General features: G+C 34.0%; 17 protein-coding genes. 7 read left to right on the top strand and 10 right to left on the bottom strand.

Annotated features, from left to right (window positions below; genetic code table 11):
* Positions 1-408 precede the first annotated feature (408 nt).
* From IC220_RS03705 to IC220_RS03695, 3 genes are read right to left on the bottom strand one after another with little or no spacing between them, the layout of a single operon-like run.
* Entirely contained in the window at positions 409-1,017 is a 609-nt protein-coding gene (locus IC220_RS03705; protein ID WP_188153230.1) for an RlmE family RNA methyltransferase, read from the bottom strand.
* Between the two features lie 56 nt (positions 1,018-1,073).
* Complete coding sequence (locus tag IC220_RS03700; protein ID WP_188153228.1) at positions 1,074-1,763, bottom strand: DUF2497 domain-containing protein; 690 nt, start codon at positions 1,761-1,763, stop codon at positions 1,074-1,076.
* An 18-nt stretch (positions 1,764-1,781) separates the two neighbouring features.
* Positions 1,782-3,014, bottom strand: coding sequence for a TolC family protein (locus IC220_RS03695; protein ID WP_188153227.1), 1,233 nt, complete (start codon positions 3,012-3,014; stop codon positions 1,782-1,784).
* 129 nt (positions 3,015-3,143) lie between these two features.
* Between IC220_RS03695 and rplM the strand changes: the two genes are divergently transcribed.
* From rplM to IC220_RS03680, 3 genes are all read left to right on the top strand, one after another.
* Positions 3,144-3,602 (top strand): 50S ribosomal protein L13, encoded by a 459-nt coding sequence (gene rplM / locus IC220_RS03690; protein ID WP_188153226.1) that lies wholly within the window; start codon positions 3,144-3,146, stop codon positions 3,600-3,602.
* Between the two features lie 10 nt (positions 3,603-3,612).
* Positions 3,613-4,050 (top strand): 30S ribosomal protein S9, encoded by a 438-nt coding sequence (rpsI, locus tag IC220_RS03685; protein ID WP_188153225.1) that lies wholly within the window; start codon positions 3,613-3,615, stop codon positions 4,048-4,050.
* Between the two features lie 182 nt (positions 4,051-4,232).
* Positions 4,233-4,541, top strand: coding sequence for an HU family DNA-binding protein (locus tag IC220_RS03680; RefSeq protein ID WP_223158761.1), 309 nt, complete (start codon positions 4,233-4,235; stop codon positions 4,539-4,541).
* A gap of 12 nt (positions 4,542-4,553) precedes the next feature.
* On the opposite strand, the gene IC220_RS03675 is transcribed toward IC220_RS03680, so the two are convergent.
* Genes IC220_RS03675 through IC220_RS03665 form a run of 3 tightly spaced genes read right to left on the bottom strand, consistent with a single transcriptional unit; the run spans position 4,554 to position 6,913 of the window.
* Positions 4,554-5,252: a pyridoxine 5'-phosphate synthase gene (locus IC220_RS03675; protein WP_188153224.1), complete on the bottom strand. Its 699-nt coding sequence runs from the start codon at positions 5,250-5,252 to the stop codon at positions 4,554-4,556.
* 8 nt (positions 5,253-5,260) lie between these two features.
* Positions 5,261-6,007, bottom strand: coding sequence for a cell division protein FtsQ/DivIB (locus IC220_RS03670; RefSeq protein ID WP_188153223.1), 747 nt, complete (start codon positions 6,005-6,007; stop codon positions 5,261-5,263).
* Positions 6,008-6,913, bottom strand: a complete 906-nt coding sequence (locus IC220_RS03665; RefSeq protein ID WP_188153222.1) for a D-alanine--D-alanine ligase — start codon at positions 6,911-6,913, stop codon at positions 6,008-6,010.
* A 142-nt stretch (positions 6,914-7,055) separates the two neighbouring features.
* On the opposite strand from IC220_RS03665, the gene IC220_RS03660 reads away from it, so the two are divergent.
* Together IC220_RS03660 and IC220_RS03655 are read left to right on the top strand one after the other, a co-directional pair.
* Positions 7,056-7,532, top strand: a complete 477-nt coding sequence (locus IC220_RS03660) for a hypothetical protein (protein ID WP_188153232.1) — start codon at positions 7,056-7,058, stop codon at positions 7,530-7,532.
* 236 nt (positions 7,533-7,768) lie between these two features.
* Positions 7,769-8,653, top strand: coding sequence for a hypothetical protein (locus IC220_RS03655; protein WP_188153231.1), 885 nt, complete (start codon positions 7,769-7,771; stop codon positions 8,651-8,653).
* 31 nt (positions 8,654-8,684) lie between these two features.
* On the opposite strand, the gene metG is transcribed toward IC220_RS03655, so the two are convergent.
* The gene (gene metG / locus IC220_RS03650; RefSeq protein ID WP_188153221.1) at positions 8,685-10,211 is read right to left on the bottom strand and encodes a methionine--tRNA ligase; all 1,527 of its coding nucleotides are present in this window, start codon (positions 10,209-10,211) and stop codon (positions 8,685-8,687) included.
* 195 nt (positions 10,212-10,406) lie between these two features.
* Between metG and IC220_RS03645 the strand changes: the two genes are divergently transcribed.
* Positions 10,407-11,498: a PAS domain-containing protein gene (locus IC220_RS03645; protein ID WP_223158760.1), complete on the top strand. Its 1,092-nt coding sequence runs from the start codon at positions 10,407-10,409 to the stop codon at positions 11,496-11,498.
* Here the strand turns inward: IC220_RS03645 and miaA are convergent.
* Complete coding sequence (gene miaA, locus IC220_RS03640) at positions 11,495-12,376, bottom strand: tRNA (adenosine(37)-N6)-dimethylallyltransferase MiaA (RefSeq protein ID WP_188153220.1); 882 nt, start codon at positions 12,374-12,376, stop codon at positions 11,495-11,497. The two genes, IC220_RS03645 and miaA, sit on opposite strands and share 4 nt — an antisense overlap.
* 75 nt (positions 12,377-12,451) lie before the next feature.
* Between miaA and IC220_RS03635 the strand changes: the two genes are divergently transcribed.
* Positions 12,452-12,943 (top strand): hypothetical protein, encoded by a 492-nt coding sequence (locus IC220_RS03635; protein ID WP_188153219.1) that lies wholly within the window; start codon positions 12,452-12,454, stop codon positions 12,941-12,943.
* Between the two features lie 316 nt (positions 12,944-13,259).
* On the opposite strand, the gene IC220_RS03630 is transcribed toward IC220_RS03635, so the two are convergent.
* Both IC220_RS03630 and IC220_RS03625 read right to left on the bottom strand, forming a co-directional pair.
* Positions 13,260-15,146: a coiled-coil domain-containing protein gene (locus IC220_RS03630; RefSeq protein ID WP_188153218.1), complete on the bottom strand. Its 1,887-nt coding sequence runs from the start codon at positions 15,144-15,146 to the stop codon at positions 13,260-13,262.
* Complete coding sequence (locus tag IC220_RS03625) at positions 15,115-15,411, bottom strand: hypothetical protein (protein WP_188153217.1); 297 nt, start codon at positions 15,409-15,411, stop codon at positions 15,115-15,117. The genes IC220_RS03630 and IC220_RS03625 overlap by 32 nt, the downstream gene beginning before the upstream one ends.
* Between the last annotated feature and the right edge of the window lie 107 nt (positions 15,412-15,518).

Below are 15,518 nucleotides of genomic sequence, written 5' to 3'. Positions count from 1 at the left end.
CATTATATATCTTATTGCATTAATAATCGCTCTAATATCGTGTTTTCTTGGCCTTCCTATTGCCCCTTGTGCAACGTATGGCTCTAGTATTTCCCATTCTTTGTCACTTATGTCACTTGGATACATTTTTTTACCTCTTAATTCTACATTTGCTTTAGTATATTTATCTTTTCATTTCTTTTCAAGACATCTTCTAAGGCACGGAGCTTTCGGGTTGGGGTTCCTTACCGGATTTTATCAGCAACTCTCTTTATGTTGTTTCGCAGGGGGTCTATACTTGTTTGCTCTTTTTTCTTTCATTTGTTAAACCTCCATTTTTTATATCATTAATATATCATTTTTCGGTTTGACACAGTTTATTTAACACTCCCAAATCGATTTGTGGTAAAGATTGAAGTTTGAAGAAATCTACTGTTCCTGAATGACTTCTTCAAAGTCTAAACTTACTAGGTACATTTCTGTAGATTCAGATCTACTTGATTGCGGTTTAAAGTATTTTACTGTTTTAAACACTTTCTTTAGTTCATTATAAAAGTCTTTATCGGATTCTCCTTGAAAGATTTTTACTACCAATTTACCACCATGATTTAAGAAATGTTTTGCTAAGTTCAAAGCTGCTTCACACAAGAGCATAATTCTTATATGATCTAACGACTGCAATCCGCAAGATCCAGGGGCCATATCAGATAAAATTACATCAAATTTTTGATCCTGCAATTGCTCCTTTAAAGCTGCAAATTCATTGATAATATCGCATTGTATAAATTCCACGCCATTTATCGTGTCCATTGGTTTGAGATCAATGGCAATTACATCCTTAGTTTTTTGAGATGCAACCTGTGACCATCCACCAGGATAAGCACCAAGATCAATAACCCTTTGCCCGCTTTGTAGTAATTTGAATTTTTTATCTATCTCTACTAGTTTATATGCTGAGCGTGACCTATAGCCATCCTTATTTGTTTTGCGTACATACTGATCATTTAAATGGCGATGAAGCCATCTTGTTGAAGATATTTTTCTACCTTTCGCCGTTTTAACTCTATTTTTTATGGCTAAATACCCTGTAAATATTACTTATTATTTATTATATCTTTAATTTCTTTTTCAACTACTGACTTTACTAATTTACATAGATTCTTATTCAGCCATTCTGATAATTCAGGTTTTAAAAGAGATACCACTAATTCTTCAACAGTTAATTGTGACTTTGATTGTTGCTGCTGTTGTAGTTCGTTTTGCATTTTTCCAAGCAATGCTCTTATTTCTTCTATATTTTCTTTTAAAATTAAGTCGTCATTCTGTAAGCCTACCTTATTCGATGTATTATCACTGTGCAGATAATTATCTGGCTTGTCACTATCTTCACTTTGAGAATATTCTTCCTTGAGGTGTAATATATTATCTTCATTATGTTGAGAATATTCTTCCTTGAGGTGTGGGATATCATCTTCTTCGTCGTTTTCATCATCATCATCATCACTTTCATCATCATATTCTTCTTCTTCATAATCATCTTCATCATGTGCGGCTTCTGGTAAATATTCTTCCTTAAGGTGTAATATATCATCATCATCTTCGTGATCATCTGCTGTAGGTTGCTGTAAATTTTCACCTTTAAGATGCGCCTCTTTCTTATGATCATCTCCTTTTCCATGATCACTTGCTACGGCTTTACTATCGTTTGTGTTATTGCCAAACATAGCTTTTTTTATATCTTCCAGAATATCTTTTACAGATTGGGTGCTTTGTTCATCACTCATAAGTTAATACCTTTAAATTCATAGATCTATTATAAATAACAAATTATAAACGCTAATTACATAATTGCTTCTTGCTTCAACCAAGTCTGAACGTGCTTCAAACAGTTCATCTTCAGTTTCCAAGAGATCAGTCGTACTTTTTAAATTTAAGTTAACTTCTTGCTCCACTCCTTCTAATGCTAAAGCTGCTGCTTTTTCTGCTTCTTGACTTGCTTTAATCATAGCTCTTGCTGTCAGAACATTGTGCCAAGCATTTATCACTGCTTGTTCTACATCCTTTGCTGCTTCGTGATAAGCATAAGTAAACTTTTTCACCTCCATCTTAGCTTTACTAATACCAAAAGCATTTACACCTTTGTTCATAATTGGAATATCGAGAACGAATGCAATATTAGCATTTTTTACAAGTTCTTGAAATTTAATATTTTGACCAGGAGGATAATTACTTGCACTTACACTTAAAGAAGGCAAAAATTTAGATTGCTCAGCAATAATTTCCGCTCTAGCAGCCTTTTTTTTGTGAATTGCTTCCTTTAAAGTTAGATTATTAGTTTTTGCTAACTGTAGACATTCACTTAACTCTGGAATAGTGGGTAGAAAAAGTTCATCAACTTCAGAAAGATCATCAGCCTCTTCACCAATTAAGTGATAATAAGCTATTTTTGCCAGCTTTAATTTACCTTCAGCACTCACTCTTTTAGAAACTGAAGATGAAAATTTCGCTTTTGCCAGTGAAACCTCAGTGTTTGTAACTTCACTAAGGGAGAAGCGTTTTTGCATAGCTGACAAATGTTCTAAAGCAACACGCTCTTTATGTTCTCTTAATTTTAATATTTCTGTTTTTTTGAGAACGTTGACATATACTTCCACAGCATTAAGTGCAACTTCTTGCTTTAATCGGCGTAATCTTGTCTTTTCTGCCTTAAGGAGATGTTGCGACCGATTAAATATGGCAAAATTACCTCCTCCATCTATTAATTTATGATTTATGGTAAAATACGCTCCAAGTCGCGGATCTTTTGGACTCTGGAGATCGAGATTGTCATTGAACCTATATTGTAAGTTAACTTCAGGTAAAAAGCCGGCTATTCCGGATGATTTGAGTTGTTTCTCTGCGCTTTTATATTCGTAAAATTTGGATTTTATTTTTGAACTATTTTCCACTGCTTTTTCTACAGCTTCTTCTAAATCTATGGCATAACAGCTTATGGCACTTAAAGCAACTGTTAGCATGATAATTAGTCTCAACATTTTATTAATTTGATATTTTTAATGTATATAGCTAAATTGCTAACATAAATTGTTCTGATAATCAATGAATATATTGACATTGCGTAGTAGGTAAGTGTACCATGGTTAACTATATGTTTAAGTATTAAGATGAAAACTTTTTTTTTAAAAGAGAAACAAATCAATAAAAAATGGCTTGTCATAAATGCCGAAGGGTTAGTAGTAGGTAGATTGGCAGCATTTGTAGCAACTCTATTGCGTGGAAAGCATAAGCCTGAATATACGCCTCATATGGACTGTGGTGACAATGTAATTATTGTTAATGCAGAAAAAGTACATTTTACTGGAAATAAGCTTAAAGATAAAATTTATTATCGGCATACAGGTCATCCTGGTGGTTTAAAACAAACTACACCAGATAATATTTTAAATGGTAAATTTCCTGAACGTGTAATAAAAATGGCAGTTCAGAGGATGTTGGATGATGGTCCTATGGCGCGTAGACGTTTTGAGAATTTATACGTTTACTCCGGTCCGGAACATAAACATCAAGGGCAACAACCTCAGGAGATAGATTTTGCCTCTTTAAATCGTAAAAATAAGAAATAATGGAGTAGAAATGAAAAATCTTGCAGTTCGAAAGACAGAGAAGCCAGCAATTGATGCACTTGGCCGCTCGTATGCAACAGGTCGAAGAAAGGAAGCTGTGGCAAGGGTATGGATAAAACCAGGAAGCGGAAAGTTTAATGTTAATAAGAAAGATGATCTGATTTCTTTTTTTAAAAGGGAGTCAGTATGTCAAATAGTAAAAATGCCTTTTGTTGCAACTTCTACATTGGATAAATATGATGTATTTGCAACTGTAAAGGGTGGTGGCTTATCAGGGCAAGCTGGTGCTGTGGCCCATGGTATAAGCAGAGCTTTAGGTAGTATCAATGATGAGTTGCATGCTATGCTACGCAGTGGAGGCTTTTTAACTCGAGATTCACGTATTGTTGAGCGTAAAAAATATGGTCAACATAAAGCTCGGAAGAAATGTCAGTACTCTAAGAGATAGTTGCTATGATATCTATAGTTAATTTTTTTAGTTTTAAAGTTAATGATTATTGACAATACGGTTTCAAAAGAAACTTTTTTTATAAAAATGTACAATATATTTCATTTTACAACGAATTTAGTTGACTATAGTTACCAGCGTAATATTCTATCTGTGTAGATTTTCTAAATATAAGGTAATTTATGAGTAAAGAAAAAAATGTGAATAAAGAGGAAATGGTAAATCAGTTATATGGAGAGTGCTCTAATGCAAAAATTGGCCTGACAAAAACTGATTTAAGTAAAATTTACAATATATTCATGGAAATAATTAAGAAAGGAATAGTTTCTAAAGAAGGAGTACGTTTGCATGGAATAGGCACGTTATCTACTGTTCTAAGACAGGCGAGAAAGTGTCGTAATCCACAAACTGGTAATTTGATAGATGTTCCTGCAAAAACGGGAGTAAAATTTAGTGCAAGCAGCACTCTTACAGATCTTTTAAACGAGTGACAAGAGAAAGGGTTAATTATTTTTAACCCTTTTTATTGCCGTATGTAGGCCCTGAAGTACAGCTTCGCTTATTATATAGTGACCTATATTAAAAGCGGAGATGTGCGGTATTTTTTGTTTTATTTTTTTAACGTGTTTATAAGTGATGCCATGCCCCGCATGGCATTCTATTCCTAATTTATTGATGTACTCAGCAGCAGTAGCTATTAGCTGTAGTTTTTCTTCTGATGGGTCATTACAGTAATCTCCAGTGTGAATTTCTATTATATCGGGTTTTACTTTTAGCTTTTCAATGTATTTTAGTTGTTCTATATTGGGGTCTAAAAACAGAGATACCTTTATATTAGAGTTGTGCATGTCTTTGATTATACTGGGCAGCTTATCATTATGTGCAAGATCGAGACCACCTTCGGTTGTTAATTCTTCCCTTTTTTCCGGTACTATACAAATAGAATACGGTTTTACTTGTTTTGCTATTTCGAGCATTTCTTCTGTTGCTGCAATTTCAAGATTTAATTCAACATTGATATTGTTCTTAAGGTTATATACATCTTCATCTCTAATGTGTCTTCTATCTTCTCTTAAATGCACAGTGATAAAATCTGCTCCTGCAGCGATAGCTATTTTGGCTGCCTCCAGAGGGTCTGGGTACGAAGTTCCACGTGCATTGCGAATGGTTGCAATGTGATCAATATTAACGCCTAGTTTCATAAATTACCTCACCTTCTAACAAAAATTTTATCAATTATACGCATATCAATTACACTCCAATTGCTGGGTGTAAAGTCAGTCGTATTTTGTAAGCTATTTAAATAATCCCATGCACCATGGGGATTGTCTTCAGGGAGTTTCACTGTCAGGCCATTTGTTAGAATAATATTCCACCTTCTATTGCCCACAAAAACAAATGAAGAAATATGTTCACTCAATTGTGTTTTATTTTCTAATATGTCTCTGACGAATTTTAAGTTTGATAATGCGTTTTGTCCTGTAACTACTACAAGATTGTCCATTGGGTAATCATCAACAATAATCTTACCTTCATAGTCCACAACTGAAGTTTTATTATTATCTCTCCAGATAGCAAATGGTTTATGTTCATTTATGTCAATATGTAGGGTATTAGGCAAAATTCTGTAAACCCTTACATCTTTTATCCATTTATTTACAGATTTTATATTATTGGCAAGTTTTGACAGCCGCACATATACTATAGGCTGTGTTTTATCTATGAGACTTAGGACATACTTTTGATCTGTAAATTTATCACCAGTAATGGTCACCTTTTCAATTGCAAATCCGCTGTTGAGCAATAAATTGCTACACTGAGTGGAGTAGTAATTAAAGTAGCTAATAATTTTACCAAGTGAACTATAGGTTACTAATGTAAGAAAAAGCGATATAGTAATAATTAGAGCACATCTACGCAGGAAACGTTTTTGACTCCTAGTAATATTGTTCAACATCTATAAACTATCTTCAATAATGACTTTGACCAATTCATTAAAGCTCATTCCTTTAGTTAATTTAGCAATTTCTGGTACTAATGATAGCTCAGTAAAACCAGGATGAGTATTAATTTCTAGCATTTTTAAAGTATTATCTTGAGGATTATAGCGAAAATCTGAGCGAGAAACAGTCTTGCATCCCAAAAATTTATGCACTGTCAATGCGTGTTGCAGTGTTGCCTTATATATATTATCTGGAATTTCTGCTGGAAATATGTGTTCTGATAAACCATCGGTGTATTTTGCCTGATAGTCGTAAAATTTATTTTTTGGCCGTATTTCTATGGTACCAATTGCTTCATCCAACAGCACAGCAGTTTGTAACTCTATACCAGGAATATATTCTTCTATAATCATTCTCTGCATTAAGCTATCACTTTGATTGCCTTTTAATATTAAATAATCCTCCTCTGATGAGATAATATGCACCCCTATGCTTGAACCTTCGTTGATTGGCTTTAAAACATATGGATAGTCAATTGCAATGTTATTGTTTAATATGCCTTCTCTGCTAATGACATAACCTTTTGGAATATCAATATTTAGTGAAGTGAATATATGCTTCGACATAACTTTGTTCATGGCGATGGCAGAAGCCATCACTCCGGAATGGGTGTATTTTATTCCTAGCACCTCCAATAAACCTTGAATACAACCATCTTCTCCATAAGGTCCATGCAAAGCAATGAAAGCAAGATCAGGATTGATCTGTGTGAGTTTTTTAGCAATGTTTCTGTCAACATCTATTTCTATCGCACTATATGATAGTTTATCAATAGCTTGTTTTATCGCTTTTCCACTCATCAAAGATATTTCTCTTTCATGGGAAAATCCTCCACTCAGGACTGCTATAATTGGGGTCATAAGTTATACTATACTGTTTATATAGCATTATATAAAAGATCATTAACGAAAACTAGATACATATTTATATTAAAATTATCTTGCTTTGAGTAAAATTAATATGTAATATGTGTATAAATGGATCTAAATGTGAGGAATCATTATGAATAATATTTTTAATAAAACTAATGCACCTTATTTAGTAACTGGTGCTCTGGCAACTCTTACTTTTTTAACGTCTGGAGTGTTTGCTGCAGCTCCATATTTTAAGTTTTTGGCTCCTGTTGCCAGTTTAAATGTGAGTTTTCCAATCATTATAGGCTGTGCTGTAGTTTCTTTTGCAGTTCTTGCATTTTCATGTGTGATGATTGCAAGGAATATCAATAGGACTGTTGAATATACTCTACATCATGAAGAAAGACCAGTACGTACTGAAGTAACAGATGCTAAACTTGGTAGCGAAGTAAACGGAACAGCAAGACCTGGTAAACAAGCAAACGGAGTAGCAGGACCTAATAACCAAGAAAATGGAACAGCAGGCGGTGCTCGACCTGAAGGCAAAGCAAGTGAACCAGTACGAAGAACGATGGCTGAGGTTTTGAGAAAAGGCTTAAATGAGGGTTCTTTTAAATCATGGTAAGGTAACGGAAGAAGAATATTCCACAATTTTTAATATTCAAGCGGAACAAAATGGAGAATTGCAAGTACGTTCATAGTACATGTAGGTATCTCCAAACGGAATAGGCTTAAAATTTTTAAGCTTCAAATTATCTTCGACGAAAACTAGATATATATTTATATTAAAAGTGCTTGCTTTAAGTGAATTTTGTATGTAATACATGCATATTAAACTAATACGAGTGCGAGGGATAATTTATGAGTAATATTTTTAATAAAACTAATTCACCTTATTTAATAGCTGGTACTTTAGCAACTCTTGCGCTTTTAGCGTCTGAGGTGTTTATTGCAGCTCCATATTTCAAGTTTTTGGCTCCTGTTGCCAGTTTAAATGTGAGTTTTCCACTCATTATAGGCTGTGCTGTAGTCTCTTTTGCAGTTCTGGCGTTTTCATGTGTGATGATTGCAAGTAATATAATGAAGACTGAAAGTGATGATAAAGTGCCAATACTTAATAGCCAAGCAAACAGAACAGCAGAAGGTAATAACCCTGATAGCGAACCAAGACTAGAGGAAGGTAATAACCCTGATAGCGAACCAAGACTAGAGGAAGGTAATAACCCTGATAGCGAACCAAGACTAGAGGAAGGCACTAATCCTGATAGCGAGCCAAAAGCAGATGCTCAACATGATAACCAAGCAGACGGAACAGCAGCAGTGCCTGATATTTTTCGAGATGCCTTAAGTGATACTTATTCTAAATCAGTTAAGTTAACAGAAGAACAACATACCAAGGTTTTTGCTTTTGCTAACTTTGTTTTTGCTGGTATTGCTCTTTTTGCTGCCGATGCTCTTTCGGGGCTTATACATAGTGAGGTTGCTGTTGAAGGTAGAGGAGTGGCATTAGCTAATGATCAATATTGGCATGAATATGGTAGTACTCAATTTGAAGCAAGCAAAAATAGCAAGGGAACTGATCACTACCGCATCAAGGTTTTGCTCCAAGCTGTGAAGGTAAGCAACGAAGAGCTTTTTACTAATGCATTAAAAAAAGGTGAGAAAATGGGTTGGGATATTTTGCCCACTAGTTTATCACATAATACTCGAGTGGACCAACATAGAGAATTACAAGTACGTTCATAGTACATGTAGGTATTTCCAAACAGTGGAGGCTTTAAGCCTCAAATCTTAAAAAAATGGGCTCTGGTTTAGGCAGTATGCTACCAGGGCTTATTTGTACGTTACATAAAGATTCTAAATTGCGTTGCTCTGCCGGAATTTTTAGTTGGTCTAATATCTTTTTTGCTGATTGTGGAATAATTGGTTGCAATAGAATACCAATTATTCTGATGTACTCTAGTAACTTATAAATTACTAAATTCATACCATCTTTATCGATTTTGCTTAATGTCCAAGGTGCACTTTTGTCTATGTATGCATTAGCTTCAGAGGCAATATTGATGATTAACAGTATAATGTGATTAAATTCATATTTTAATAAGTGTTTCATCACTTGGTCGAGTATAGGTTTGCAGTTCAATAAATTTTCATCATTTTTAAGTAAATTTTGATCGATTATTGGCACAACTCCAGCGCATTGCTTATGTAAAAATGAAATTGTTCTTTGCACTAAATTACCTATGTTGTGTGCAAGTTCTGAGTTTATACGACTGATCATATTTTTTTTGCTGAAATTTCCATCTTGACCAAAATTTGCTTCTCTGAGGAGAAAATAACGTAATTGATCAACACCGAATTCTGTAGCAAGAGCTATTGGATCTATGACATTACTGAGAGACTTTGATATCTTCTCTCCTTCATTTAACCACCAGCCATGTACTGCAATCTGTTTCGGTAGTGGCAGTTCTGCAGCAAGCAGAATTGCTGGCCAATATACAGCATGAAAACGTAGTATATCTTTACCGATCACATGAACATTTAAACAATCTTCATTTGCCCAGAATTGTTTGTACTCATTATCTTCAATATTAGGAAAATTCACAGATGTGATATAATTAGTCAATGCATCTATCCACACATAAATTATGTGTTTGTCATTACCAGGTACTTTTATTCCCCAATTGAAGCTAGTGCGAGAAATTGAAAGATCAGTAAGCCCAGATTTTACAAAAGATACTGCTTCATTTTTTCTACTCGCGGGAAAGATGAAATTTGGTTGATTTTCATATAGTTCAAGTAGTTTATCCTGCCAATGAGATAAGCGAAAAAAATAGCTTTTTTCTGTTACCCACTCAACTTCGGCGCCTGTTGGTGCTTTACCGTCTATAAGTTCTGATTCTTGATAAAATGCTTCATCGCGAACTGAATACCATCCAGAATAAGAGTCTAAGTAGATTTGCTCTCTTTCTTGTAATCTATTCCATAGAGTTACCACTGCTTTTTTATGATGTGCATCAGTAGTGCGAATAAAATCATCATATTGAAAATTCATGAATTTTGCTAATTCTTTGAATGTGACGCTTACTTGATCAGTAAATTCCTTTGGCTGCATGCCATTAGCTTTAGCTGCCTTTTCGATTTTTTGTCCGTGCTCATCTGTACCTGTGGTAAATTTAACGTTTTTTCCAGATAATTTCATAAAGCGAGCTGTGACATCGCATATAAGAGAGGTGTATGCGTGGCCAATATGTGGCTTGTCATTTACATAGTATATCGGAGTTGTGATGTAAAACTGCTTCATGACTTCAATACTTAAATTTTAATCTTATCTTTACCAGTGATAATAGTCAATCAACACAAAAGATTTTGTAAAATCTATTTCTGATATTAAATTTATCATAAAAATTTGCCTCAAGAAAAATTAAAATATGCTTAAAACACTATTGTATTTTATTAAATATATTAATAAGTAAGTGAATTTTAATATAATTTTATTATGTTTGTAATATACATTGTAATATACATAAATAACACAAGCATGAACAAATTTCTAACTTCACGGAGGAGGGATGATGCCATAGTTTCTGTTTGTCAAGATAATGAGCAGAGAACTGTGTTAATTTTATCGGTAAATCAGGCTGCAGAGAACTTGTTACAATATAAAAAAGAAGATTTGCTAAGTAAACCGCTAGTTAAGATTTTAAGTACAAGAGTGGCTGATAGCATAAGTGACTATTTGGATTATACGGAAAATGGACGTGATTTGTTTGATATCTTACCAAAAATAATAAATTTCTCTTTAATTGACAGCAAAGGTAAGGATATTCAGGTAAAGGTAAAAGTTTTTCGTACTATGCAATTTACTAGCAACAAGATAAATTATGAATTATTAATACGCGATATTAGTTTATTTCATAAATTAAGGATTTTTAGGGATAACTATCTGGCAGGTAGAAGGTATGAAAATCATGATTTATTTGGCATATTAAATCATGACTCTACAATGCTGGAATTACATGTTATGTTGGATTTTGCTTTTCAGCATCAAATTAATGTAGTAGTAGGAATGATAGGGGTAGATAAAAAATCTTTTTCAAAATTTGCGTGTGATGAACAGTCTTCAGAAATCAAACTTTTTAATATTTATGAAACAGACAGTGCATTGAAGGTTACTATAGAGCATTTTTACAGAAATTGCCGTAGTGATGATTTTATAGGATACATAAATGATAACAAAGCCCTATTTATTATCATTGCAAATAGACCTCTTGTGAAACCGATTTATGATGAGAGGAGAAGTGCAAGCGAAGCACCGCAGGATATATTTGAGGAGCACAGCTCAGCTTCGACAACAAAATTGCCATCAGAAATTGAGTTTCGAAAGAGATCTAATGATACATCTAAGTTAGTAAATCGTATATATTCTGCTATTAATAAGCAGTTATTACAACAAAAATTACCAGGTATTTCAATAGCTTATGCAGATGTAAGCTTGCAAATAAACAGTACAGAACTTGTGGAGCGATTAAATGCTGATTTGTTAAACAAGGGTTTATCTAAAGTTGATTTGCTGAAAAAAACGTACTAAATTGCAGGGAGAACATTTCTTTCTATTGTCTCAGAATCTGGAAACTGATTTTTAAACCAGGTGTATTGGCGCTTTGCATAGTGCCTTGTATTGATTTGTGCAATTTGTATTGCTTCTTTTAAGGTAATCTCATTGTTCAGATATTTTATAATTTCTGGTACTCCATGTGCTTTCATGGCTGGTAAACGTGGATCTAAATTCATGCTTAGCAACTTTTTTACTTCATCAATTACTCCATTTTCAATCATGGTTATAAAGCGAGAGTTTATTTTTTGGTATACATGTTCTCTATTGGGTAAAATCGTGTATATTTTTAAATCCTTAAATAAGGGAGGTTTTTGCTTTTCTTGCCATATAAATATTGATTTATCAGTTTCAGTGATAACTTCAAGTGCTCTTGACAGACGGTGGGAGTCGTTCATAAAGATTTTACCTTGAATTTTTGGATCTTTGCTTAGTACTAATTCGTAAAATTCCTCTTTACTTAAGTTTTTACTCAGTTCATTGACGTTTTTTCGCACTTCCTGACTGATCTGCGGTATTGATGATAAACCTTTCACCAAACTGCTAATGTAGAGTCCACTTCCTCCTGTGATGATAGGTATCTGTGAGTTTTGTAATGCATTTTTGATTTCTTTTTCTAAATCCTCTAGCCATAGACCAACAGAGTAATTTTCTTTTGCTGAAATATATCCATATAATTTATATAATTTTTCTTGCTGAAGTGGTTGAGCAGTGATAACGGGAATTTCTTTATATACTTGCTTTGAGTCACAATTTATTATAATAATATTATCGTATTTTGTTGCTAAGTTGTTACATAATTCTGATTTACCTGATGCTGTAATTCCTGTGATTACTGTGATTTTGCTTTGCATTAATACTAATTTCATTAATATATAATAGAGTGTAATAAAAATTTAGATGTTACAATCTAAAGTTTGGAGGTTTTTATGACGGAAAACGAAGAAAACAATTCATTTGCTAAGCGCTTTGCAAAAAAAAATTCTGATTCCGATGCTGATTCTAGTAGTGAAGGAGGTGGAGGTTTTGCAGGTAAATATGCATCTGAAAATAATAGAACAAGTGCTTTAGGGGAAAAAGGTAAAATTTCTCAATTAGCAAGTAAGCAACCTGCTCCTAAAGAGGCTTTTTCTGAAAGTGGAGGAATAAAAAGCAAGAGTAGAACTGTTAATGAGAGATCTCATGCTGATGCTGCTAGGAGGAGTAGGTCAGATCTTATATACCTAGTGCGTGGTAAAGACCGTGGAAGGTCAGCGTGGCATTATGTTTTGGTTGATAAAGAAAAGAGAGAAATGTTTCTTGCAAAAAGTAGAACAGGATCTATGGATGTTGCTGATTATGGAGAAATTCTACATTCAGGATGGGGTGAAAACCCGCCACAAGAAGTAGTTGATAAAATAAATGAAGAGTTTGGATTGTAGTACAATCCATTTAGCGAGAGAAGCAATAAATACCTCCACTTTAAGCAGAGGTAGTATTATAACTTCTGAAGTAGGTAGGGGTTAAATTTACACCTTTATTGATCACCTCTGCAAGTAAGTACTATTTCTTTTACCCTTACTAGCACATTGGGTAGAAGGTGCATTGACACTTGTTTTTCTTAGTTAAGAACTCTGTGACATCAAATTTTTTCTCGCGACACAGATCTTCAAGTAAGGTAGGGCCAAAGCCCCACCATAATACTCGGTACTTTTTGTGTTCAGTGAGAAATTTGATTGTTTCCTCTTGCATTTTGGATTAATCTTTACTCATAGACTGATTATGGCATGCCTCTACATCAATTAATGAGCTTCTTGGTGATTGTTGAGGGTTTTGCACAGGCAATGAACTACTTGGTTGTTGTTGAGCGTTTTGTATGAATTTGATTTTCTCTTCCAGTACTGTAAGAGTTTCCTGAACATTGTGTAAATGTTCTTTAATTTCCTCTTGATCTTTTTCAATTTTATCTTGATCTTGTATAATTTTTTCAACACGTTTTAAATCTTCTTGTACTTGTTTGGCAAATGCCTCTATTCTTTTCTCAAGCTTGCGTGATTCCTCAATACAAGATGCTAGAGTGATTGCTATGTAGTTATCAGGACTGAATCTCTCTGCTAATTCACTTCTGATCGTTACTATAGAATCAACAACTTTATTTATACCTTCTTCTTTATTATTAATATCTCCTTCTTTATTTTGACAAAAGCGAAACATTAAGTCGCTCAATACTTTATGGGCGCTATCTTGTTGGTTATCTCTTTTTGAAAAAAGTGAAAGAATGTAGGAGCAAAATTGCTCAAGCAGCCACCATAATGAGAGCATGTTTTCAGGCTTCTCCTTTGTAGACATGATACTGCATACCGATAAAGTATTAACATACGCGGCAAAAGGCAATACCATATATTCATCCAGATATTTCATATTGCCCATCCGGCCTATTTTTCCTTGCAACGCGTCTTCAGCAAATTTTTTCAACCTCTTCAATTGGCTTAATTGCCGAGTATTTTCAAATGACGTATTTAACATTGAGTCGTACAGAAAGTTTTTCAACTCTGCATCTTGCCTACATTCTCTTAGTATATTATTACACTGCTTTTGCAAATTTTCATGTCCTTTAATGCACAATGTTAAATAATTTAATGCAGCGCTCCTGTGCCGTTCAAAATCGCCTTCACTATTTTTTTCAAATTTGCTGGTAATAAAACTCTTTAGGCTATTGTCACTTGCCTTTAAAAATTCATTTATGTTGGTTATTATCTCTTCTTGCTTAACTTTCGATATTTCAGATAACTCCAGTAAAATTTTAGAGTTTAGCTTGTTTAATACTTTTATATTGCCCAATGAGTTAATTTTCATCCTGCTATACCACCCGTATTGAAAATCCATATAAATATAACCCAAAAAAAGCTCATCTGTATTTTTAATCAATACCCTGCAGGCATTTAAAGCCGTTTGCTCATCTTCTGCCTTTTTCACTGCCGCTGCTATTTCCTCTTCACTTTTCTTTTTATGGATACTTTCTGCTCTTACCTTATCTGGGTGAACTTTCAGAGATGATTTTTTCATTTTTTGATCAATCTCGGCAACAAATTGCCTATGTTGCTCTTCGGTTCTCATGTTTTTTCTCACCAGCTCAAGACTATCATCCAGTTGCTTCAATAGTCCAGGAAAACCAAGCGATTTTAATGTCCCACCAACAGTGTTAAAATCAACTGTTGGTTGCTCTTCTGTTAAGTAACCTGCATTATCATGATTGTTGTCTCTATGTAACATATACCCTCCACATTTACATTCAATATTAATCCACTTGACAATTTTGCGATGCACCAAAACTGGAGTAAATAAACCAAGAATTATCTGCCAAAACCATGAGTACTTGTGATATTCACACACCCTACGATAGGATTTCTCATCGAAGGTAATATCCTCAATTTTTTTGCTCCATGGCCACCACCAATATATTTTTCTCTCACCAAAAGCTATCATCAGTTCAGTACACTGATATTTGTCCCTTTTAACTAAGAACTCTGTGACATCAAATTTTTTCTCGCGACACAGATCTTCAAGTAAGGTAGGGCCAAAGCCCCACCATAATACTCGGTACTTTTTGTGTTCAGTGAGAAATTGTATCGTTTCCTCTTGCATTATCCTGCTCCTTCACACTTTTTATAGTCATATTTTGCATTAATGTTGCAACTTGCTCTTCAACAGTTGACAGTCTTTCTGCTACTTTCTGTTTATCCTCCCTCAATTCTTGATTAATTCCCTCCAATTTTCTGTTACGCTCTTCAGAACCATCATAAAGTTGTCTATAATTTTCACTTAGAAGATGTCTTGAAAAGAAATGAAAAGATAAATATACTAAAGCAAATGTAGAATTAAGAGGTAAAAAAATGTATCCAAGTGACATAAGTGACAAAGAATGGGAAATACTAGAGCCATACGTTGCACAAGGGGCAATAGGAAGGCCAAGAAAACACGATATTAGAGCGATTATTAATGCAATAAGATATATAA

This window comes from Wolbachia endosymbiont of Pentalonia nigronervosa (assembly GCF_014534705.1).
Lineage (GTDB): Bacteria > Pseudomonadota > Alphaproteobacteria > Rickettsiales > Anaplasmataceae > Wolbachia.
Note: the sequence above shows the minus strand (reverse complement) of the source record. Positions and strands in the feature narration are given on the sequence as shown.